We start from the raw sequence: 24416 nt of genomic DNA, 5'->3' as shown, positions 1-24416 counted from the left end.
TTTTAAAACAGGGCTATTTGGTTAGTTTGGACTGTTTGGTATTTGATTGCGGGCTTTTTAGGGAAAAATGAGTAGGCAATGAGTCCTGAAATCATGTTGGTGATGAAATTTCCAAAAGAGCGGTGCCTGGAATGTTCGATCTGACACATGTTTTTCAATTCATCATTTACCGTTTCAATAACAGATCGTTTTCTGAGCATGATTTTGTCCTTCATTTCCATAAGGACATTCTTCATATTATTCCTAATATTGGCAATTAGGTGAAGCCCGTCTGAAAACAACAATTCGGTCAAATCCTTTGAAACATAGCCTTTGTCCGCATATAATTTCCCCTTTAGGTTATTTACGAAACTTTTGTTCCTAAGCGGCTCCCTGTCATCAACATTGGCCTGGGTGACCACAAAGTTTAACAGCTCCCCTTTGTCATTGATGACCAGGTGGAGCTTGAAGCCGAAGAAATATCCCATGGTGGATTTGCCCACCTGGGCAATATCTTTGAAAACCTTGTTCCTTTTTATCCTTTTGTTTTTGCATACCCTGATCGGAGTTGAGTCGATAAACGCAATACCTGTCCCCTCTCCTAAACAACAGGTTTTCAGGAATATAGTCATCGGAAGGGTGGCGGATTGCATCAGTTCAACAAACCTGTTGTAGGAAACGGTCTGGGGGAAAAGGTGTTTTTTATGGACTTTGATAAAATAGAGATAAAAGTGTTTCATGTTTCGGAATCCCCCGGTATGGAACATCACCATAATGGTAATGACTTCGCTCAGGCTCATTCTGGGCCTTCTCTTGGGCCTGTTTCCAAGAATATGTTTTTCAGTGGATTTTTCAAATTGGATGCAGAATTCATCGATAAGATAGAAAATTTCGGTAATTTTGGAGTCAGTTAAGGTCATGTTTTAGTAGTTAATGTATTGAACTTCAACACTTTAATATAACGAAAAAACATGGCTTTTTCTATGTTTCTAATTATAGTTTTTAATTAAATACATAGAAAATATTATCTATATATGTGAATTTTTTTATAAAATAAATTTTAACATTAATTTTTGTGTTATTCTTGCTTGAACGTTTCTTGGCGGACAATTTATGGGGAATTATTAATCGAACTCAGGTTACAAGGTCTCCGTGGCATTGACTTTGGAAAAAGTCTGCTCAGCTTGGCCAATACGCACACTTGGCTGAAGCACTTCTACCAATCCTGCGTCCAAAAATGCCCCACCTGTAGTATTTTGACAGTGGATGGCCAATAGGTTTTCCCCTTCTCTGAGGGCTTTTTTGGCTGCCTCGGTAATCGCTACGGTCTCTGGCCTGCTGACCCATCCTTCTTTTTCATAGGCGAGGACCCCGTTCAGGTACACCTTGATATTATCGTCATGATGAATATTCAGCAACAGGTCATAAAAGTCAGCATTCTCTAGTTCAAAGCTCCTTCTAACCCATATATCTTCCGTGTCCCATTGGTTGGGAGCAGGACTATCATCACCATTGGTAAAAGCTCCTTTGGTGGTTTTCCAATGGCTATCTTCTTCAAAATCAAGTGATTTCCACCCAGAAGATGGCGCTTGAAAGGAATAGCTCCATGACGCTTCCAAGGCTGTAAGGGGAAGCACCGTTTTCGTTTCGGTCAATTCCTCGCCCAAGAAGTAGTAGGGCTCTCCATCCACTCGGATGATTCCTTGCAGATCATTGGCCACCCCCGTCCAGTGCCGGGTGGCATCACCAGAAAGCTCATCTCCCATGCTCCATACACTTAAGTACGGATCAACGGTAATCAGTGGAAAAGCTGGCGGACGGATGGCATGTTCCTCCAGTGATAGGTCATTTGATTGCTCTTGGGCAGCATTTTGACAGCTTATCAAAGTGGCCATTCCTCCCATCATCACAAGCTGAGCCCATTTTTTAACATTAAAAATCATTTTAATATGGTTTAATTTAGTTTGATATTTTTACGCTTACCTCTTCCTGAGAGCTTGCCAGCACCGAGTCAGAGAGCCGGCAAAACCTTTGACGTATAACTCCTCCTAACCTCCCCCCAGTCCCCTATATCAGTCTTTGCTCTTTTATCTTGTATCTTGATACTTACTACTTTCATCTTACTACTTCTCCTATTCTATCCACACTGGCTGTGTAAAGGCGCCGTTAACAGCAGCATCCCATATCTCCAATCGCACCCAAGAGCGCCCCGTCAAATCCAGCTCAAAAGTAAATGCTTCTGTTCCAAAGGCCTGGGTATCCTTCAAATCAATCGTCTCTCTATAGACCTGTTCTCCATCTCCGGAAACAATTTCTGCATATTGGAGGGGAAAAGTCCATTGGGCATTCACCTTAATGCTGGCTTTTCCATCTTTTTCCAATTGCAGCACCTCGCCACTTCCTTTGCCATTGACACTGAAAGTGGGTAAAAGCACTTCTCCTGTGGTCACAAAGAATTTTCCGGATTCCATCGCATCCAGCACCGGTTGCCATCCATCCTCGAACTTGGGTAATTTATCCAATTGGAGGTAATTGACATTCATATTGCCATAGATTTCATAATCCGGTTCCAATTTAAAGAGATCTGCTTCACCGATTACGTATTTTCGTTCGCCCCAATTGGCCATATCGTCCATCAGTTTCAGTACCCTTCTGCCCAAATTAGGATTCGAAAGATCTGCAGGAAGGGATTTCCAGGCCGCACCATTGAAGCGGTCCGAATGGAAGAAGGCTTCATCCTTGTAGGCATCCGGATAGCCTGTAGAGCCTTTGGTACGGGCATGGGCTGTCCAGGCCAAACCCTTTTCCTCTTCCAAAAGCCGCAACATTTCCTCCTTGTTTCCCACACGGTAAACTTTTCCGTATTCGGGATGATCCTCCACAAAAGGTTCTCCGTCCTGTCTCGACATGATCCAATAAACAGGATTCGGAAAAATATTCATCCAGTGACCACCGAAGTGGCAATTAGGTTCTTCCCCTGGAAGCATCAGAAAATCCGCCGTACTCAATCGTTCACATTCAGCAAACATCAAATCCAGCTCCGGCAATCTCCTTGGGCCGGGATCTCGCGGATTTCCGGCCAAATGATATTCTCCCAGATGCATGATATTCACCCCCATAGTGCGCAGAGCTTTTACATGCCCCGGAATATCCGGTACGGGTTTGTGGGTGAGGATATCGTCCATGTGTTCCGTATGAAAGTGGCTGGCCATGGTCCTATAGCCTGGCAGTGGTTTGTACTGATCATTTCTGGTAAATTTCTTTACGTCTTCCATGACCTGTCCATCTTTGGTAGCACTGAGGTAAACAAAGAAATTTAACCGCTGATCGGTCTTTGGGGGAGCATTGAACCATGGGACATGTCTATTATCCCCCATCAGGTCATGCCTGATACCGATCCCAAAACCATCTATTTTATTCCTATAATTTTCACCAGACCATACATATTTCAGGTTATAGGCATTGTCCAATGGGTAAAAAAATTGGTGTGGTGCCGGAAACACCGCCATACTCCCTTGCTCACTTTCGCCAATAATTGTCCTATACTTTACGGCTAGGTTTTCACTTTCATTAATATCCTGATTTGTGGCCTTCGACTGCAAATACCCTTCAGTATCAGACCAAAATATTTCATTCCAAACTTGATCCTGCGCCACCAAGCCAGCATCATAAAGGATCGCCTTGGCATCCTCTTCGGTGTGCATGACTGCGGCGATATTGACCAAGGGACTGCCGTGGTAAAGCGTCACTTCTAACCAGCCAGAAAAATTCCCTGCAGTCAGATCGCTTACTTTAATAACCGATCGCTGTCCATCACTCAATACCTCGACGTGGGATTTTTCCAACTGCACCAGGTGGGTTTCATGAGGTTTATAGGCGGTCCGGTCAAAAAAGATATTCCAACCACTTTCCTTGCTCAAATCACGCTCGCCAACCGTTAGTAAAAACATTGGGTCAATGTTTTTTGCAATCGTGACAGCTTCTCCCGCCTGCTCCAACTGGAATGATTCAAAAAGCGGCTGACCACTTTTGGTGTTAATAGTGAGTTTACCCAGTTGGTTATTTCCAGCAGGCCATGAAACGAGCAAACCATTAGTGGTACTTTCTACCGAAGCTTCCCCTTTCTTGTCAAAATCAGATAGAACAGGTGCTACTTGAGCATTGAGCAAAAAGGGCAATAAAAATAAAAAACCGGAAATCAAGTATTTTAAAAGATACATAGGCTTTATTGGGATCATTAATAATTGCTTAAAACACCGGTCCATCGTTAGCGGTAGTGCTTGGTTCTTGTCTGAAGAGCATCGGCCAACCGTCATTCCAGAGGATGGGATCGATCAGCAGTGTCCTTCTATTGGTACCATTATTCGTTCTGGGTTGGCTTTTTAGCATGCCATGGTAAATCAGCCAGTCAGTTCCTTCTATATCGGTAACGACTTCTGCATTGTGACCTGGGCCTGCAAAACCGCTATCGCCCAGATTTCCCTTGACCACCAATTCTCCATAATGGCCGTCCAGAAGCCTGTTTCCTGCTTTGTCCAGGTAGGGGCCTTCCAGTTTTTCTGATCTTCCCACCCATACCTGATAGCTGCTGTTGGCTCCTTCACAGCATGAGCCGTAGGAACCAAACAGGTAATAATAACCATTTTTCTTATGAATATAAGTGGCTTCCAGGTGATCGCCGGCTACTTGGACTTTCTCTCCTTCGGTAGCCTTTCCATCTTCTGTGAGCTTGATCATGTATAGTCCTCTAAAACTCCCCCAAAACAAGTATTTCTGACCATCCTCTTCATAATAAAAAGGGTCAATGGAGTTGTTTACACCGATACTTTGGGAGTCAAAAATTTTCCCATAGTCCTCAAAAGGCCCTTCGGGATTGTCCGCAATGGCCAAACCAATGCCTGGATTGGCATCGCCCCAAGTAGAAAAAGAATAGTACATAAAATATTGGTTGCCTACTTTGGTGACATCTGGCGCCCAAATGCCTCCTTCTGGCTTCCATGTGGGCTTGGAGGACAGTGCATCCCCTACCAATTCCCAATGGATTAAGTCTTTTGATTTGATCACGGGCACAAGGTGATAGCCTCCTTCATCGCCCCAATTGTCTTCGGTGCCATAGGCATAAAAAGTGTCTCCTGATTTCACCACGGTGGGATCAGCCAAAACGGGCTCCCAAACGGGATTAGTGTATTGGCCTTGTAGGTCTTCATCATCATCCACAGGTTCAGGAACAGGCTCCTGGGCATTGCTCGAACAAGCTGCTATGCTACACATGGCCGCTAGGTAAAAAAGCGTTGATAATAGTGGTTTCATCATATGGATTTTTAAGTCAATTGGTCATTATAATTCCAGCACAAGACATCATTGCGGGCGGTGTGAAGCCATCTCGTATTCATTAAGAAGAGAACGCTCCCTACCTCCTCGCTATGATGGACTGGTAAACGTCATTGCGAACGCAACGACAGTGAAGTGAAGCAATCTTTCCATTTGAAAAAAGGATTGCCATGTCGTAAGCTCCTCGCAATGACGTTATACTTCAAAATTAGAAATCTATCCGCTCAATTGGGGAGAACAACATGTCCTCCACCCCATTGATCCTGAGGCCTACCCGTGCAAAGATGTACCCTTGCGTAGGGGTCATGTCAGGAACTTCTGTGGTCAGTTGAATATCAGCCATATCGGCAATATCTCCTCCCCCTAATCTAGCGGAGCTCACACTGGTACGACCATCCACGAAGGTGGTTTTGCTCAGGTAAAGGACTACTTCGTTTACCCCTCTGGCATTGTCCCCAGTAATAATTTGTTCCAAGCCAAAATTGGCGGTCACCTCATTACTGTTGCCCGAAATATCTACGTTTCGGATCATATAATAAGGAAGCACCTCGATGTCCATGTTCATGCTGCCATTGATGTTCAATGGAATGGTATCGGAGCCGGATGCTTGGTTGGTCAAATTCATAAATGGCCCTTGATCTGCAGGGATGATCAACTTGTAATCTCCCGCAAACAACAGGGAACTGAACGAACCGTCCTGATCAATGGCCACGCCAATGTTTCCGAAAGTCTGCCATCCCTCTTCCCAAAGCTGCAAGTAAACGTCATTATAACTTACGCCAATGGGCTCACCGTTGTATACAATATTCCCATCGAATAGCAGCTTGGGCTCATCGTAGTTATCATATTCACAAGAACTCATGCCCAAAGCCATTAGGCAAAGTCCAGCAAGATATTTTATGTTCTTTTTCATGTGTTCTTCTTTTATCCTTAATGGTTAGGGTTTCTGATAATCTTAGGATTGCCGTTCAGTACATTGTCCCCTATTCGAGAATAATAATTACCCAAACGGAACCTGTGAGCATTAAATACCGGAGTCGGTAAAAACTCTTCAAACATCCATTTTTCATGGTTTGGAGTACCTGGGGCATAAACTTTATAGGGGTTCAGTCCAAATACACGGGTGCTGATCGCTTGCGCATTACCGGGGTTATTGGTAAGCGGCACGGCCTCACCATTCCATATCTGGTGGGCGATTCTCCAACGTTTGTAATCCCAAAGAATATGGTTTTCGAAACAAAGCTCCACCTTTCGCTCATGAATAATCCGGTCAAAGGTAATTTCAGAAGGTGCCAGATCAATTGGCATTCCTGCCCTCCTTCTCACCATGTTCATGTATTCGGCAGCTTTAGCATTATCTCCAAGTTCGAATGCCGCCTCAGCAGCGTTCAGCAAAACTTCAGCATAACGGAAACGAATCCACCAAACCGAACTCCTTGTACCACGTTGCCCTGAACCCACCTGGGTATCCACAAATTTTCTGATATAAAACCCATTTTGTGCTGACCACTCCAGGTTAGGTATTGGACCATCAAAGCCTACTAGCTGAGCACTTTCGCCGTTAGGAAGCTCGCCTCTTCCGCCTAGTTGATCGGAAGTAATCAAGCTTCCGTCCTCAGCTTTCCATCCCGCCCAAATATCTACTTCACTTCCTCTAAATGTAGTCCCTGGAAGGATCACAGTACCGGCTAATCGCGGATCTCTTCCTGCAAAAATATCCTCAGGATTATCGTAATAGATCGGATTTCCATTTTGGTCAGTCGTCGGCAATGGTGCAAAAGTATTGTCCAACAGCTCATAAGACTGTACTAAATTCAATGAAGGGTTTAGCTTCCCACCTAACGTATTCTCCTCCCTAAGTGACCTTGGGATCGTCTCAATGGTAAACCCGTGTGTTCTGGCCTGCACCAAATAATCCTTTGCGAAAATCACCTCGTTATTCGCTGATTTGTTCAGGAAAATATTGGTAAAGTTTTCGGAAGGATCAGGGTCATTATTGTACAGTTCGTAGGTTCCTAATCCCATGAGTTCTTCAGCAGCACTCAGAGCCGTCGTATAGTATCCATCTGCCATGCTGGCCGGAATACCCACCTCTTCACCGGGGAGGGACACATTAGGAGTGGTTTGTCCGTAGTTAGCTATAGAGGCAGCATACAAGGCCGCTCGGGCCTCCAATGCCAAGGCCGCTCCTACTGTTGCCCTGGATACAGTGCCACCATCTGGTAAGTCCCCTTTAATGGCTTCCATCTCCTCAATCACAAAATCATATATCTCATGCTCCTTTGCCCTGGGATATTGCAAATAAGTAGGATCTCCGCTATAATCATACTCCAAGGATTCCAAGATTAACGGCACACCGCCCATTCTTTTGACATGCTCAAAATAAGACATGGCACGGATAAATTTGGCCTCGGCAATAAACCTGTCCCTTACATTCGGGTCAAGCTGATCAGCCGCCTCGGCACTCTCTATGAAGAGGTTAAGGTCACGGATAAATCCGTAGTCCCACATGCCCCAATCACCATAACCATAATCCTGGTTTTGGTGTCTCCAGTAATCACCAGCATTGGAAGCAAATGCTTCATCAAAATTGGTATAATTCCACCAGTTCTCCAGCTGTTGATAATCGGGAATTCTATTATATAGGTCTGCCAAAACAGACAGCACCAAATCCTCACTTTCCCAAACCTGATCATCCAACAGGATATTCTGCGGCTCTCGACTCAGGAATTCCTCATCGTTACATGCGGTAAACAACGCTACGCATGCGCATATACTTAATATGATTTTTTTCATGGTCAGTCTCATTTTAGAAGGTCAAATTAAACCCTAGGTTCATGTTCACGTTTTGCGGATACTGCAAACCGTTTTCATCCCTCACTTCCGGATCGATACCAAACTGGTGGACATTGTCAATAGAGAACAGGTTATAAGTGGTGAAGTACACCCTTGCCCGCTCAATCTTCAGCTTACTCAGCACCTTGGGAGGCAGCGTATAGCCAATGGAAGCCGTCCTCATCCTGATGTATTTCACATTGGTCAGCCACCAAGTAGAATTCCTGTTGTAGTTACTGTGGCCACCTGCATTATACCTTAAGGGAGGATTTTCCCCGGGGATCCACTCACTGTCCAGGTTGTAGGGATCTTCACGGTGCCACCTGTCGTCATACATATAGGCCAGGAGGTTACCGCCATTTTGATAAGGCCACCTCATCTCCCAGTTTTGGTTATAAGAAGCCAAAGAACCTCCAGAAAAATCCATGGTCAAATCAAAGTTCCTATAGTTAAAGTACATGTTTAATCCATAGCTTATGCTAGGCGTACCATCTAAACTGTAACCAATGGGCCTTTCATCATAACCGTCGATTTTGCCATCTTGATTGACATCCTTATAGATCAAATCACCTGGCAGTAACGTTCCGTTTCCTTGGCCATCAATGTTTACAGGATAGGTATCGATTTCTTCTTGGGACTGGAACTGTCCAATGGTTTCATACCCCCAAAAAATACCATACCATCTGTTCTCACCAGAATTTCGGTAATGGTTCCAGCTACTGCTGAAAGCAGGATTATAAGAATTCAAAAACTTGCCACGGGCATATCCAAAAGTACCGCCGATCCTAAAGGTGAGGTCCTGAACCTTTCCGTTATAGTTTATTCCTACGTCCCCGCCAAGGGTAGCATCACTGCTGAGGTTCTCATCGGTCAGGCCATAGCCCAATTCAAGCGGAAGGAAAACGTCGTCTTTGATATCTCTCAAACCATCCCTTTTGCGATGGAAATAATCGATCGTACCGGTAATCTTTCCAGCACCAAAAGAGAAGTCCAAGCCCACGTCAAACATTTTACTCGTGTACCAAGAAAGGTTATCGATCGGTTGTCCCGTATTTCTAGACCCCTGGACATTTTCACCATCCAAAATAACCGTGGACACACCGTAATTATATCCTCTTATGTAATCAAAAGGTCCAATATCAATATCATCATCTCCTAATTCCCCGTAGGACACCCGTAGCTTTAACTCATCCAAATTGGTTTTCGCGGAAATATTATCCATAAACACCTCATCACTTAACCTCCAGCCAGCAGAAACGGACGGGAAAAATCCCCACCTCATATCTGGCGAGAATTTCCAAGAAGCATCATACCTTCCCGAAACTTCCAATAGGTACTTCCCTTTATATTCATAATTGATACGCCCTACATAACCAATCCTGGCTTCCTCATAGTCATAATCGTCGTATTGGTCCATGTCTGCAAATTGCACCAAAGAAAGGTAATTATTAGTAGGTACAGAATGGATGAAGTTTCTATAGTCTCTTCTTTGGATACGCTCATATAAGGCGAGAATACCCACCTTATGATTTTCGGCAAATACCCTATCATAATTCAGTTGGAATTGCGTAACTGTCTCCTCTATTTTCCGCTGGTTTCTGTCTCGATAAGGGTTGTCGTTACCACCTGTCCTGACATATTCATCATCCTCAGGGATATAGTCAAATACATCATAAGTATATTCAAAGGTGTTCACATAGTTATCAGCAAAATAATAGGAATATAGCCCTTTTGCCTTCAACCCTTCTATGGGAAGATCATACTCTGCCGTAAAGTTGGTCTGTAGGTTTTTCCAATAATTGGTAAAGAATCCTGTCCGGTCATAATTTAGCAAGGCCCAGTTGGTTTCGATATTATTGATATTTGCCGGATAATCCGGATTATCATTGGCATATGGCCGCTCAGTAGGGCGGTTTCTGAACAAGGCAAATCTTGGCTGCCAATAATCATCCCCACCCGGTACGCCAGGATTTTCACGGTTTTCCAACCTTCCATTCAACTGTAAGCCGATCGTTAATCGATCAGTTACGTCTGTAGTAATATTGGACTGAAGGTTTGTCCTGTTAAACTCAAATTCATCACTAAACACTGATTTCTGATCAAATCGCGTAATGGCCAAGTAATAATTTGTTTTCTCAGATCCCCCGGATACACTTGCACTGATATTGCTCTGTGGGGCATTACCTTGGATTATAAAGTCCCGCCAGTCAAAAGACCGATAGCCATATTCAGTACCTGCTTGCCATTTGTCAAGCTCCTCACGAGTGATATTGGTACTTCCAAACTGGTTCATGTCTGCATCGGCACGTCCCAGCATCCACTCGTAACCATTTACGCCTTCTGGAAACCGTGACCAGTTCTGAATGCCGTAGTAGCCATTGATGCTGATCTGGGGTGCTTCCCCGCGGCTACCTCTTTTGGTGGTTACCACCACCACGCCGTTGGCAGCACGGGATCCGTAAACCGCCGCAGAAGCATCTTTCAAGATCGTGATACTTTCGATATCCCCAGGAGCCAGGTTATTGAATTGTCCTTCGTCTTTTTGGATACCGTCTATTACGTAAAGTGGATTGCCCAAATTCCGGATACGCAACTGAGCCCCTGCCCCGGGACGACCATCAGGCTGGCGAAAAGAGAGGCCCGGCAGTTTACCTGCCAAAGCGCCACCCACTGTGGCGGTCGGCACTTGTTCGATGTCGCGACTCGTGACATTGGCCACAGATCCGGTAATCGATTCCTTCTTCTGCTGGCCATAGCCGACGACCACCACTTCTTCCAGGTCGCCAAGCTCACTTTCCAAGTGCAAGTCAAAGTCACTCTTGTTTCCTACTTCTGTCTCCAGTGTCTTATAACCGATAAAGCTCACACGTAGAACTGGATTATCGCCGGTAACTTCCAGTCTAAATTCACCGTCAATACCAGTGACGGTTCCATTGGTAGTGCCCTTTTCCAGAATGCTGACCCCGGGTATGGGCTGCCCGGAATCCTTTTCTTTTACGGTGCCTTCCACTACCTGACGCGATTGCGCAGCAGCAGAAAACACCAAACCGCATAGCAGGATAACAATCAAACTGCTATTTCTTAGTAATTTTTCTTTCATGTAATTAATAGATTTTGGGTTAAGGTTAATACTCCATTTTCCAAACAGGTGCATGATTACTGCCTGTTACCACGGTGATACAAGGTGGAATATCCACACATGGCCTTGTACACCAGCACGAGATATAATAGCATTAGCCTTTGGGGAGGGGCCAATACTTATGCATTAGGGTGATTGATTCTTATTACTTGATTTTCGGACTGAACAGCGACCGTTCAGCAAACTCCTAACATGTCAGCTAGTTGGCAAAAAAGCTATTATTGGCTGCGGACAGGTGAAGACCATCCTGTCCGGATATAGGGAAATGCCAAGCATGTCGATTGACTTTTTTAACGTGGCAAATAACCGAACCTCCCTGATTTTGATGATCCATAAAGAAGGGAAAGAGGGGAAATTTAGATAGGGTGAATGTATCATTATTTTGGGATCTTAAAGGTTACAGTTTTTCAGTACCTTTTAGCACTGTCATTGACTAACTATTGTTTAACCAAACACTTAATGGTTTTAGCAACAATTTCAACATTGCTAAGCTACAGAACCTATCACCAAGACTTTATCACAAATCCACCATTAAATGCAACTTTTCCTGCTTTTGCGTGCTTCTCCTATCAATACCCACTTTTCAGGAAGTATTCCTTCAAAAAAAGTGGATAAAATTGCGCTTATCCCGCTTAACGAATCAAATTTGGCAGGAATAAAAAAAATGAACCATCATAAGAATACCTAAACTAAGGCATAACTCCCCCATTGAACTAAAAACACGCCCGAATATCCCTTGTGCACCTAACAATAAGTCTACTCTAATGAGCGATGCCCGGAGAATGGCGATCATTTTCTTATCAGGCTCTTCCATAACTGTTTCGGTAAAGGAAAGGAGCCAAGCATGTCCCAAATAGTCCCTTGAATAAAAAATATCCGTCAGGACTTAAAACAAATCCTTCAAAACATCCCGATAAAAAGCAATTTTTAACTGCGCTTAACTTTTGGTCAATCGCTTTTTAGTACATTTAACACACGAATAAACCCAGAAAACACATTTATGCGCACATTTATCAAAACTGTTCCTTTACTTCTATTCTTCTGTACAGGGTTATTCTTACGCAGTGCTGCCCAAGGACAAGATTACTATTTTGAGCACATCACCATGGATGATGGGCTGTCAGGTAGCACCGTCCTTTCCATTTTACAGGACCGCCAAGGTTTTATGTGGTTTGGCACCAAAAATGGCCTAAACCGATATGACGGTCATAACTTTAAGGTGTTCAACCCTGAAACCAGTAAGAAATCGGGACTGGCAGATAGTTTCATCTATGGATTGCACGAGGACAGCAATGGAATTATATGGGTTGGGACGGCCCATGGAATGTACACCTACAATTCCTCCACCGAAAGCTTCACCCATTTCGATAAAGTCTCCAACTTGGGAAATCAAATTGACGGATCGGTAGGTGAAATCACAGAAGATTTACAAGGAAATATTTACTTTGCTGTCAATAACCGAGGACTCTTCCAATATCAAGTGGCCGAAGATTCCCTTTTCCAATACCAGGCAATCAGCAAAACCAACGTCAATCTTCATGACAACAACACTACTAATGTATTGGTAGATGAAAAAGGAGAATTATGGGTGTCCAATTCGAGGCTTGGTGTCCATAAATTTTTGCCTAAAACCAAAAAGTTCAAGCAATACCTCACGCACTCAGAAGTCATCAAAGCTGCCGTGCTGCAAATGGAAGATCATGGCAACAACCTACTCTTAGGGACCAAGGACTTGGGCGTATGGGTAATGGACAAAAACAACGGCCATGTCAAACCTCTGCTGACCAAAGCCCCCAACGGAAAAAACCTTTTCATACGAGACCTTCAAAAGATTTCAGAAAACGAACTTTGGATAGCTACCGAATCGGGACTATTTATTTATGATCTTGAAAAACACAAATTCAAACATTTCAAAGAAAACCTTAACGACCCCTACTCCATCTCAGACAATGCCATCTATTGCATCAGCCGAGACATTGAAGGGGGAATGTGGATCGGTACCTATTTTGGCGGTGTAAACTTTCTTCCCAACCACCCCACCAAATTCAAAAAGCATTACCCTATTCCAAATTCCAACACAATCAGCGGACAGCGGGTCCGTGAATTTGAGGAAGGGAAAGACGGCACCATCTGGATCGGTACAGAAGATGCAGGATTGAACCAGTACGACCCTGAGAGTGAAACCTACTTGCACTATTTGCCCAATAATTCTTCCAATAGCCTTTCATACCACAATGTTCACGGCCTGGCCAAAAGGGAAAATGAACTTTGGATTGGCACGGTCACCTTTGCCACAGGGCTTAACCGCATGAACCTCAACACTAACAAAATAGAAACCATTCCTTTTCACAGCAATCTAGACACCCCCGATGACAACGAGATCCATAGTATTCTCGTGGATAAAAACAAACAAGTGTGGCTCGGTACAGTGGTAGGCCTATTGAAACTAGACGAGGAAAACAACACCGTAAACTCTATCGATAAGATCGGCAATCGCTTTATCTATGATATGATAGAAGACCATAAAGGAAATTTATGGTTGGGCACCTATTCCAATGGCCTCGTCAAGTACAATCCCAACACACAAGAAATGCGGACATACTTACCTGACCCCAAAAACCCGAATGCTTTACCACACTATTCTGTGATCAACATTTTTCAGGACAGCCAAAAAAGAATATGGATAGCGACAGAAGGAGGGGGATTCTGCATATATAATGAAAAAAGTGATGATTTTACCGTTTTCAATACAGACAATGGTTTTCCTTCGAACATCATCTATAAAATTTTGGAGGATATTTCAGGTCATTTGTGGATCACCTGCAGTCGTGGATTGCTGGAATTTAACCCCCAAACCACCGAATACCGCCTTTTCACCAAGGACAATGGCCTGATGCCATACCCATTCAATTACAAAAGTGGCTTTAGGGCAAAAGACGGCACCTTATACTTCGGGTGCCTGAATGGCTTTATTTCCTTCGATCCCCGGGAATTCGAACCTTACGAATATGATCCGCCGGTAGTCTTTACGGGCATCCAAATTTTCAATACGCCCGTACCGATTGGAGGAGAGAACTCCATTCTAAATGCATCCATTACCAATACCTCAGAAATCACGCTGAAACATGACCAATCATCTTTGAGTTTTGATTTTGCAGCCCTGAGCTATACGGCCTCAGACGCCCTTCCATACGCTTATAAAATGGAGGGCTTCGATAAGACGTGGACTTACCTTCCCCAAAACCAACGCATCAACTACTCCTATCTCCCTCCTGGAGATTATACCCTTAAAATCAAAACGGCCGATATTTTTGGCGAATGGAGCGATCGGGAGGCAATGCTCCATATCACCATTCTCCCTCCATTTTGGAAGACCAATTGGGCCTATACGGCTTATACCCTGCTCTTCGCAATCATGCTGTACGGGATATTGAAATTCTATAAGGATCGTATCCATCGCCGTCAAGCGGCTGCCTTTAAGCGTCTGGAAGATGAAAAACAGCGCGAAATCTACCAATCCAAAATCGAGTTCTTTACCAATATAACCCATGAAATCAGGACCCCACTTACCCTGATCAAGGGGCCCTTGGAGAGCATCCTCAATAAAGAAAATGCTATCAATCCGGAGATCAAGGAAAGCCTTTGGATCATGAACAAAAACACCAACAGGCTGATCGAGCTCAGTAATGAGTTGTTGGATTTCAGAAAAACAGAAAACAAAGGATTCACCTTAAATTTTACCCGAAACGAAATAGGGAAACTGCTGGAAGATATTTTTATTCGCTTTAAGGGCAGTGCAGAACAGCAACAAGTCAATTTTCATTTTACGGGAAGCGATGCGCCCTTCTTTGCCGATGTTGACAGAGAGGCCTTTACCAAGGTCATCAGCAATCTCCTTTCCAATGCCATCAAAAATGCAGAAAGCACTGCACAGTTGGAAATGGCCATCTCTCCTGCTGAAGCCCATTTTAAGGTAATCGTCAGCAATGATGGCCACCTTATAAGCCCAGAAAACCGGGAAAAAATCTTTGAACCCTTTTTCCAAGAGGGCAATGAATTCAATAAGCCCAACACCACCGGCACGGGGTTGGGCCTTCCTTTGGCCAGATCCCTGGCCGAAATGCATGGAGGCAGCCTTCATGTAGATCCCGATTATCCCCAAAACAGAAACACCTTTGTCCTGGACTTACCGATCAAGCAGAAAAACACCATTAAAATCACAGAAATCCCTGCTGAGCAACCTGCCCCGGACCGCCCAACCAAAACCACCAAATCACCGAAGCCTGCTGCCTCAAAAGGAGCGATCCTAGTGGTAGAGGACAACAAGGAATTGCAAAAGTTCCTCTATGATCAACTAAAAGAAGAATATCATGTCTATCGCGCTGAAAATGGGCAGGATGGTATCCAACAGCTCAAGGATAAGCCCATTGATTTGGTCATCACAGACGTAATGATGCCTGTCATGGACGGATTCACCTTCTGTGACACCATTAAATCCGATGTCAACTTTAGCCATATCCCCGTGATCATGCTCACGGCCAAAAACACCCTGCAATCAAAAATTGAAGGCATGGAAATGGGAGCTGATGTCTACCTGGAAAAGCCGTTTAGCATTGACCATCTTGGCTTACAGGTCAAAAACCTACTTCATTATAGGGACCAAGTGCGCCAGGCTTTTGCCAATCAACCCATGGTGAACGTGGAAACCATCGCGCATACCCGTGCAGACGAGGAATTCCTTTCCCAAGCCAATGAAGCGATCCTGGAAAATCTGAGCAATGAACGCTTTGGGGTCAATGAAATGGCAGACATCCTCTGCATGAGCCAATCCAGCCTACTGCGCAAAATCAAAGGTGTCTCTAAAATGACGCCCAATGGATATATCCGCCTGGTACGGCTTAAAAAAGCCGCAGAGATGCTCCAAAGCGGGCAATACACGGTAACGGAGATCAGTGAGAAAGTAGGCTTTAACTCCCCTTCTTACTTTTCCAAATGCTTCCAAAAACAGTTTGGAGAACTGCCCAAGGATTTTACCAAAAGCTCCGAAATACGCTGATTCCAAGTTCTGACACAAAACCTTCTGTGGGGAGCATTGGAAAGCAAACCGCCAATATTGAAAAGCTATCTCGGATGGAGCGACATGATGAACCCTGCTTAGCCACAAAACTACGGTGTGGACCTTTGTCATTCGCGTTAACCTATTCTTGGCCCTCCCGTATGGCTATTTGATAGGCATCGGCTGGGCACTGGTTGTGGGGCCTTGCACTACCAACGTCCCATCGTCCTTGATCTCCATTTTGTCCAAAAAGACCACCCGATCTTGGCCTGATGCTTTGGTGCGGCCATGATAGACACAATACATTTCTCCATTATCCAAGAAAACAATATTGTTGTGTCCCGTCCCCGTGACCTCCCCGCCTTTGTGCGTGTTAAGCTCCAGCACGGGATTATTGCTGGCTTTGGTAAATGGTCCCAATGGATGTTTGCCAGTAGCATAGCCTACTGCATAATTTTGGCCCGCGTAGTAATTGCTGGAATACATGATGTAATAAGTACCTTCATGTTTAAAAATCACCGACCCTTCTGTCCACCGCCGATTGATCTCCTGCTTCGTCACTGATCGGCTCTCCCATTCAGCTTGCGCATCATCCATCTTTAATGGAGGCCTTAGGCATAGCACAGGCTCGCCGATTATCCCAGAAAAATCAGGCTTAAGCTCCACACCATACACCCAACTTTCCTCTATTTCATCATACCAGCCCTTTTCCTTTGCCCATTTAGCTACTTCACTCTCCACTGGATGCTTGTAGCATGCCCGAGAGTAATAAAGGTAATATCGTCCATCCTCCTCATATACATTGGCATCAATAATGGGATATCCCGGATCAAAGATCGGACGATCATGCATTTCGGTAAAAGGACCTGTAGGGCTATCCGATACCGCCACTCCAATCATGAAGTTTTCTTCTTCATTGGTGGGATTTACTTTCCACTGAGCACTGAAAAACATGTAATACTTTCCGTCAATTTTATATACTTCAGGTGCCCAAAAGAACTTTGACGCCCAGGAATCTTCGGTATTCCCGCGGTACACCTGCCCTTCAAATTTCCAATCCACAAGGTTATCTGATGAATATGCGGCGAAACCGTCCTCTGCACCACCACCTGTGCCATACATAAAATAGTTTCCGTCACCATCATTTAGGATATACGGATCTCCAAAAGCTACATCCAATGGATTAGCGTACATGCTGGCCATGTCGGTCTCATCACCTTCCGTTCCTTCCTCATCTGAATGCTCCTTGGGGTTACATGAAAATAAAACCAGAAAGGCGAAACCAAGGATTGAAGGTATTACGTGATAATTAATTGGGGAATATTTCATGGAAAACTTTTTTATAATGATGGTTAAAACTAAGGCTTTTCCTTGTGCCCGACACCAAAAATTTCATCAACAAATAGCACTTATCAGGAAAAAAGGTCCTCAAAGATACGATGCCCATCTGAGGTTATGGTCTGGTAAAGCCCACCAATTATTAATCTTCCTTTGGCAAAGGTTAATTTTGAAGGTTTAGTTAATCACCTGTGCCCTTGCTGGATAAAGCACTATTAATGGAGAAGATAACTTTCTCAATCTATCGAAACAATGATACGCCACCAAAGCTCCATAAGATAAAACCCTTATAAATCTCTTTCGGTGCAGGTTACAGCATGCGCTTGGTGCCTTTGGGGTTTGGTGGCATTTTTAATTATTCATGGCTTACCATTAAGCAAACCGGCAGTCCATCACTTTTACGCTTGGTCTTATATTTCTGGGGGCAGTTTCCTTAAAAGAAGAACTCTTCAACCAAAGATTGGATGAAAGCAAACATGATGATTTCATGGAGCATTTAAAAAATGTCTTTCGTAGATAGGATGGGGCACTGATGGCCTGATCAACAAGCAGCACACCCAAACTTTGGCAGGGAACTCTCTTCATGGTCAAAGGCAAACCTTAAAGTTATTTGAAGTCAAGAAGAAAAGGGATGTTCACAGTTTTGCAATGCTTTAAGTATCCTATCGGTGTCTCTCCGTGTTCATCCGTGGCTGAATAGATTTTCATATCCCAGGAGAAATAACTGTCGATTTTTGACATAAAAAAAAAGCTATGAAAACAATCCCATAGCTTTAGTCAATTAACAATAAACCCAAAATAACCTGCTGTAGGGGAAGGACTCGAACCTCCACGGGGCAGTTAGGCAAAACACGAGCTCCATGTTTGCTTTATCCAAGGCTCCCCACCCCCGAGACAGGGGGGCATGTCTGCCAATTTCATCACCCTACAGTATCTTAAAGACCTTTTGTCTTTTCCTTATGATGTAAAGGTAACAACACCTGTTTTATTTTACAAATAATTCAACAAATTAATTTCAAAATTTTCTATTTCACATCTTTAAACGAGATTTATTGTCTAATTCATAAAAAAGAATCTATCATAAAAGACAGCAATGCTAATCCAGCACGAAACTCGGGAGGAGTACTAAAGTAGAGCTATTAAGTAAACATAATTAATAGCATTGCAGGCGCTTCCAGATAATATTTGTCCCCAAACCAATGCTGGAACCGAAGGCTGAAAGCCTAGGATCATCCTAGCCCAAGGCCAGGATTTGGGGTGTAGACGGCATAATTTCTTCCTTTCAGGCTGAAAGTCTAGCTTAACACTTCGGTTCCTCCCCCGTCTTGATGATGAATGGGATCAAGCCACTTTACCAACGGATGACCGTTGAACAATTTTTTTAGGAAAGAATACTTCACACCGTTAAGTGATGGGTTCCTCTAGGGGCACTGAACGGGTTTTAGCGGAAATTTATGGGAAATAGGGAGGACAATACGGCTAAAACGGAAAACGTTGGATGTGCTAATTTACCATGGGCTTTACCCATGGCTATGGATGTGTCGCCCCTACGGGGCCAGTCATCGGATGTGCTACCTACCAGATTCCTAGTGATCATGGTAGTTTCCTGAACAGGGGATTTGTATTCCCCATGAAGATGAATCCTGGTTCCCAGCAATTTAACTTGACCCAGTGGATGCTGTAACCTGAACTGAAAGGAATGTAAAATTGCTTTGAGCCTTGACGGCATATGATAATTCCGATAAAAAAGATGAACACAGATTTGCAAAGCCTTATGCATCCTATCGGTGTTTAACCGTGTTCATCCGCGACTGGATAGATCTTCATATCCCAACCGAAATAACTGTCGATTTTTGACATAAAAAAAAGCTATGAAAACAATCCCATAGCTTTAGTCAATTAACAATAAACCCAAAATAACCTGCTGTAGGGGAAGGACTCGAACCTCCACGGGGCAGTTAGGCAAAACACGAGCTCCATGTCTGCTTTATCCAAGGCTCCCCACCCCCGAGACAGGGGGGCATGTCTGCCAATTTCATCACCCTACAGTTTCTGAAAGACCTTTTGTCTCTTCCTTATAATGTAAAGGTAATAACACCTTTTTTATTTTACAAATAATTCAACAAATTAATTTAATGTTTTCCATTTTATCACTAAAAACACTCTTCTGTTGATTAATTGGAAAAGCAAAAACATGAGAACCACCCGTAAAAGTGGACCCGATTACACAAATTGCTATCCTTTCATATTATCCTTCACCTTACCTGCCCGCGGTTACATTTTTCCCCACAGTCACTTCCTCAAAGCCTTTCCTGCCAATTTCCCAGTATAGTTTCCTTGATTGATGATCAGCTCCCCATTGACCCACACGTAATCCATCCCTTGTGCTTCCTCATATGGACGCTCAAATGTGGCTATATCTTTCACTTTTTCCGGATCAAATACAATCAAATCCGCATAATACCCTTCCTTAACAAACCCTCTCTCTTTTACACCAAAGGTTTCGGCAGTAAGCCCTGAAGAGCTATGGACCATAAAAGGCAGGTCAATAACTTTTTCAACCTCCACATATTGGTGCATTTTCCGAGGGAAAGTACCAAACTGACGCGGATGACCTGCCCCGCCATCAGACCCTGTCATTACCCAAGGTTGTTGCATAAAACGCTCCAGGTCACTTTCCTTCATGTTAAAAGAAATCACCTTGATTCCACCATCCTGTCGAAGTACCTGCATGGTGGTTTCCGGCAAATCCATTTCCCACTTTTTAGCGATATCTCCCAAGCTCTTTCCGTTCATCGTTTCATCCACTGCATCCGAAAATATCAGTGATTCTGGCCCACCTCTTTTTCGAAGATTTTCTGTAATACCCGCCACCAATGTATCCCTTAACCCGGGGTCATCAAACCGCTCCACCATTTTTTCATAACCACCATCCTCTGCCCATCTGGGTACCAAAGCAGCTTTGAGAGACGTCCTGGATGCCAAATAAGGATATTGGTTTGCGGTGACATGAACACCACGTTTCTTGGCATCCTCAACCAGTTTGATGACTTCAGGGCTTTTATCCCAAACATCAGTCCCAAGGCATTTGATATGTGAAATATGAACCTTAACTCCTGCCTTCTCTCCAATAGCGATGGTTTCCTTGACGGCATTCATCAATCCAATATTATAGGACCCTTCATCCCGCATATGTGTGTCATAAATTCCATCGTGGGCTGAAACGACCTTGGACAAGGCAATCACTTCTTCCATCGTAGCAAAACTTCCAGGAGCATAAAAAAGCCCAGTAGAAATTCCAAATGCTCCCTCTTCCATGGATTTATGCACCAACTTCTCCATTTCCTTCAGAGCTTGCGCATCGGCTTCCTTTGCTTCCATGCCCATGACCACTCTCCTAACAGATCCATGCCCCACCAGCAAAGCCGCATTGGTACCGATACCGTTTCTATCCCATTCATCCAGCTTCCGTTTCACAGGCATGGGACTGCTCCCGTCATTGCCTGCAAATACCGTAGTCACCCCTTGTCTAAGGTAGCGAAGATTGCTTTTTTGTTTGGGATCCGAAAGTTCACGCTCCACATGGGTATGCGGATCGATAAAACCTGGGGCCAAATACAATCCATCGATATCAACGACAGCCTTACCGATCACTTTTCGCTCTCCGGGAACCCCTACATAACTGATTCTTTCACCTGTCACTCCTACGTCCAAGCGTCTTGCTGGCGAATGGCTGCCGTCCAACACCCATCCACCAGTGATCAGTACATCTACTTCCACTGGTGGCGTACATGCCGCCATGAGCATAATGGCCCATAGCAATAGCCAAGGCTGCCCAATTATGTTACTTTTCATGCTCACTAAGTGCTTTATGTTGTGCGCTAAATCCCGGAATCAACTGAAATGTGGCCGGAATGGAACCCGAAAGTCGCTCCACTGTCTCATTAGGAATATTGGAAGGTGCGAAGGGTACCACCTTAACATATTCTTGGATCTCGCCTGCCTTCCTACCGTACTTATAATCATAGGGGAAGCGTCCATTTTGGTCTGTTGTCACTTGGGGATTATCCGTGTTGGGAACGCTGATATAGAATTGGCTTTTGGCCATGTCCCCTGAAGGATTAAAAAGATCATGGGCGTTCAAATAAACATACAGCTCTTCAGCAACCTTTACCGAGGGATCAATAATAGACACATTTTCATCCATCAACTCCCGGTAAATATATCTCCCTTCCTTCCGATAATCATATAGTTCATCCAATACCATCTTAATGTCTGAGGTCAGGTATGGATAATGGGTACACCCCAGCACGATGGCCTTCAGCGGAAGTGCCTCTGGATCTTTCCTGATCTTTTCCATAAGCGAAACCAAATGATAGCGCACATAGTTTTCCGTGTCGTTTAGTTGTAACACCGTACAATCATCAGTATCCTTCGCATCACAAAGCATCTTGGAATGATCAAAATCAAAGTTATAGATATCCAACAAGGTCTTGTCAATCTTAAACTCCTCATGATCCAACGATGGTCCTCGGTAATTTACCCTTGGCTTTTGTGCATCATGATGGATAAAATCTGGCTCCTCATCTACTGCCTCGGCGATGCCGTGTCCACCTTGATTATAAATTCGGATCTTTCCGGTATACCCTTGCTCCTCTTTGATTCTCAAGATAGTATTTTCATAGCCTTTGGAAGCTACCGTACCCACCGTGGCCATGACCCCAATGGCCCCATTTCCCTTTGGACCAAAAACTTGCAGCACACCCCTGGCTCCCGCATCGATCACCCCAATGACGTGCACATTGATCCCGGCCTTTTCGATAAACTCATCAATCAATTCCTTTCCATAGGCCGTAGCCGTATTACAAGCAATAACAAGCGTTTTGATGGGCGATTTATCTTGGCTAGGGCTCAGAGCATTCGCATTCTTGTAATATTTGTTGGACAGTAAAAATTGGGCATCTTTGACAATATGCTCCACCAATAGATCCGTCTTATCTTCACTCGAATAATTTCCATAAGGCATATTGGCCTGATCGGCCAAATAAATAAATGTTTCCTTATCAAAATCGGGAGTTCCATCGGCTCCAGTTGATTTGTCTGTATTATCGTAACCATCATACCGCACGATCGCATCTAAGACCGTAAGTCCACCTGTCCCGGAATCAAAGACACCAATGGGCAGCTGCTTGTCCATTTCAGGATAGTGTTCAAAATCCACATAAAAAAAACTCTTTGGTTGCTCTAAAATGGCGCTTTCAATGGGAAGTTTATCGGAAGCTGTTTCGGAGACCTTTTCCTTGGTGCTGCTTTGATCACAGCTGATCATCCATACGGAAACGGCTATTAAACAACTCCAGATTTTTAGGTTTGACATGTTATTAGTAGTTAATCGTGAATAGTATCTTTTATAGCGGCCAATTCCTCTTCAGTAAAGCTATACTCGGCCAAATCAACCTCCTCCAGCCACTGCTTAGCATCAAATCCGTCCTGGCAAGACCCCATCGTAAACCGCTCTTTTAGGGATGGATAAATAGGCTCCACTGTCCGATCAGTAAGCATGGCATCCACTGCATTTCTAATGGCTTTCATGTAGGGACTGTTGGTATTGTTTAGCAGGATTATAGTACTTTGCACATCCCTAAATCGCTTGATATAGCTCAGGTTTCCAGCCCAGCTTCCGGTATGATAACTCACTGCACCGACTTTATCATCAATATAATTATGCCAGCCAAAACCATAATCGGTTTCCACTCCTTTATAGTTGACCGGTGTAAACATGGCGGCTTTGCTCTCGCTGGAAAGAAAATCATCACGATAAAGCAAGCGATCCCACTGCAACAGGTCCTCCACACTTAATGACAGCCTCCCCGGCCCCAATCGATCACTTAGAAAATAGTAATAAGCCTTACCTGGCAAATGCTCAGGCCGAACATATCGGCACGAATCCTTGGACCACCGGAATGAAGGAGCGTAGTGGGGCATATTATAGATTTCTGAACGTCGATAAAACCCCGCATGCTGGAACGCATAAGGTGTAAACAATTGCTTCTCAAGATAGGCATCCAGCTTGAGCCCAGAGGCACTTTCGACAATTTCTGCCAAAAGCACATAGCCCGTATTGCTGTAATCATAATCCGTACCCGGCAGAAACTTTATTTCAGGCTGATGTTCTATAAAATAGGTAACGATATCCATATTATTGGCCAATTGATCCTCAGGCCAATGCGCTTTAAAATATTCGGTATAATCAGGCATTCCAGAAGTATGACTGAGAAGATGCTTGATGGTGATGCCTTCATAGGGAAACCCTTCAGGAAGATAGGCGCGGATATCATCTGAAATGGATAACTTTCTATCTTGAGCCAGGTCCATGATGGCAGCAGCGGTAAACTGTTTGGAAACAGAGGCCACTTCCATCGCGGTTTGGCTTTCAAAGACACTACTGTCTTCCAGATTGGCCACCCCATAGGCTTTTCTAAAGATCAATGTTCCATGATCCACCACGGCCACAGCACCATTAAACATTCCTTCCGCATATAAATAGCCAAACAAACTGTCCAGCTGGGCGGTTTTGGGATGGCTGGCATGGAGCACTGCATTTTTGGATTGGCATGCGGCGGCAACCATTGGTAAAATTGCCCAAAAATAAAACGGAATAACACGGATTACTCTCATAAATAGAAGGTTAACTTTACTCAATATATAACAAAAAGGGGGAAATTAGCACTTCCCCCT

13 protein-coding genes and 2 tRNA genes are annotated in these 24416 nt (G+C 44.1%); 2 read left to right on the top strand and 13 right to left on the bottom strand.

Annotated features, from left to right (window positions below; genetic code table 11):
• Positions 1–2: 2 nt before the first annotated feature.
• The 7 genes from ECHVI_RS13490 to ECHVI_RS13460 form a co-directional block, all read right to left on the bottom strand.
• Positions 3–899 (bottom strand): IS982 family transposase, encoded by an 897-nt coding sequence (locus ECHVI_RS13490; RefSeq protein ID WP_015264071.1) that lies wholly within the window; start codon positions 897–899, stop codon positions 3–5.
• Between the two features lie 219 nt (positions 900–1118).
• Complete coding sequence (locus tag ECHVI_RS13485; protein ID WP_041738657.1) at positions 1119–1922, bottom strand: DUF4964 domain-containing protein; 804 nt, start codon at positions 1920–1922, stop codon at positions 1119–1121.
• 189 nt (positions 1923–2111) lie between these two features.
• Positions 2112–4199 carry a CehA/McbA family metallohydrolase domain-containing protein gene (locus ECHVI_RS13480; protein WP_015266559.1) on the bottom strand — a complete coding sequence of 696 codons (2088 nt, stop codon included), beginning with the start codon at positions 4197–4199 and terminating at the stop codon, positions 2112–2114.
• 28 nt (positions 4200–4227) lie between these two features.
• Positions 4228–5250, bottom strand: coding sequence for a family 43 glycosylhydrolase (locus ECHVI_RS13475; RefSeq protein ID WP_245553320.1), 1023 nt, complete (start codon positions 5248–5250; stop codon positions 4228–4230).
• A gap of 268 nt (positions 5251–5518) precedes the next feature.
• Entirely contained in the window at positions 5519–6223 is a 705-nt protein-coding gene (locus ECHVI_RS13470; protein WP_015266557.1) for a DUF3823 domain-containing protein, read from the bottom strand.
• Between the two features lie 17 nt (positions 6224–6240).
• The gene (locus ECHVI_RS13465) at positions 6241–8106 is read right to left on the bottom strand and encodes a RagB/SusD family nutrient uptake outer membrane protein (protein ID WP_015266556.1); all 1866 of its coding nucleotides are present in this window, start codon (positions 8104–8106) and stop codon (positions 6241–6243) included.
• Positions 8107–8119: 13 nt separating this feature from the next.
• A complete protein-coding gene (locus ECHVI_RS13460; RefSeq protein WP_041739846.1) occupies positions 8120–11245 on the bottom strand; it encodes a SusC/RagA family TonB-linked outer membrane protein in 3126 nt (1041 codons plus the stop codon).
• 1039 nt (positions 11246–12284) lie between these two features.
• Here ECHVI_RS13460 and ECHVI_RS13455 point away from each other — a divergent pair.
• Positions 12285–16340, top strand: a complete 4056-nt coding sequence (locus ECHVI_RS13455) for a hybrid sensor histidine kinase/response regulator transcription factor (RefSeq protein WP_015266553.1) — start codon at positions 12285–12287, stop codon at positions 16338–16340.
• Positions 16341–16505: 165 nt separating this feature from the next.
• On the opposite strand, the gene ECHVI_RS13450 is transcribed toward ECHVI_RS13455, so the two are convergent.
• Positions 16506–17669 (bottom strand): glycoside hydrolase family 43 protein, encoded by a 1164-nt coding sequence (locus ECHVI_RS13450; protein ID WP_015266552.1) that lies wholly within the window; start codon positions 17667–17669, stop codon positions 16506–16508.
• A gap of 815 nt (positions 17670–18484) precedes the next feature.
• Positions 18485–18608, bottom strand: a tRNA-Asp gene (locus ECHVI_RS23700).
• Between the two features lie 583 nt (positions 18609–19191).
• On the opposite strand from ECHVI_RS23700, the gene ECHVI_RS23695 reads away from it, so the two are divergent.
• Positions 19192–19362 (top strand): hypothetical protein, encoded by a 171-nt coding sequence (locus ECHVI_RS23695; RefSeq protein WP_015266551.1) that lies wholly within the window; start codon positions 19192–19194, stop codon positions 19360–19362.
• 240 nt (positions 19363–19602) lie between these two features.
• Here ECHVI_RS23695 and ECHVI_RS23690 read toward each other — a convergent pair.
• From ECHVI_RS23690 to ECHVI_RS13430, 4 genes are all read right to left on the bottom strand, one after another.
• Positions 19603–19726: transfer RNA gene (locus ECHVI_RS23690), tRNA-Asp, on the bottom strand.
• 244 nt (positions 19727–19970) lie between these two features.
• On the bottom strand, positions 19971–21533 hold the full coding sequence (locus ECHVI_RS13440; RefSeq protein ID WP_015266550.1) for an N-acyl-D-amino-acid deacylase family protein: 1563 nt from the start codon (positions 21531–21533) through the stop codon (positions 19971–19973).
• On the bottom strand, positions 21523–23055 hold the full coding sequence (locus ECHVI_RS13435; protein WP_015266549.1) for a glutamate racemase: 1533 nt from the start codon (positions 23053–23055) through the stop codon (positions 21523–21525). The genes ECHVI_RS13440 and ECHVI_RS13435 overlap by 11 nt, the downstream gene beginning before the upstream one ends.
• 11 nt (positions 23056–23066) lie before the next feature.
• Complete coding sequence (locus tag ECHVI_RS13430) at positions 23067–24356, bottom strand: serine hydrolase domain-containing protein (RefSeq protein ID WP_015266548.1); 1290 nt, start codon at positions 24354–24356, stop codon at positions 23067–23069.
• Positions 24357–24416: the final 60 nt, after the last annotated feature.

The sequence above is a fragment of the Echinicola vietnamensis DSM 17526 genome (genome assembly GCF_000325705.1).
Classification (GTDB): Bacteria; Bacteroidota; Bacteroidia; order Cytophagales; family Cyclobacteriaceae; genus Echinicola; species Echinicola vietnamensis.
Note: the sequence above shows the minus strand (reverse complement) of the source record. Positions and strands in the feature narration are given on the sequence as shown.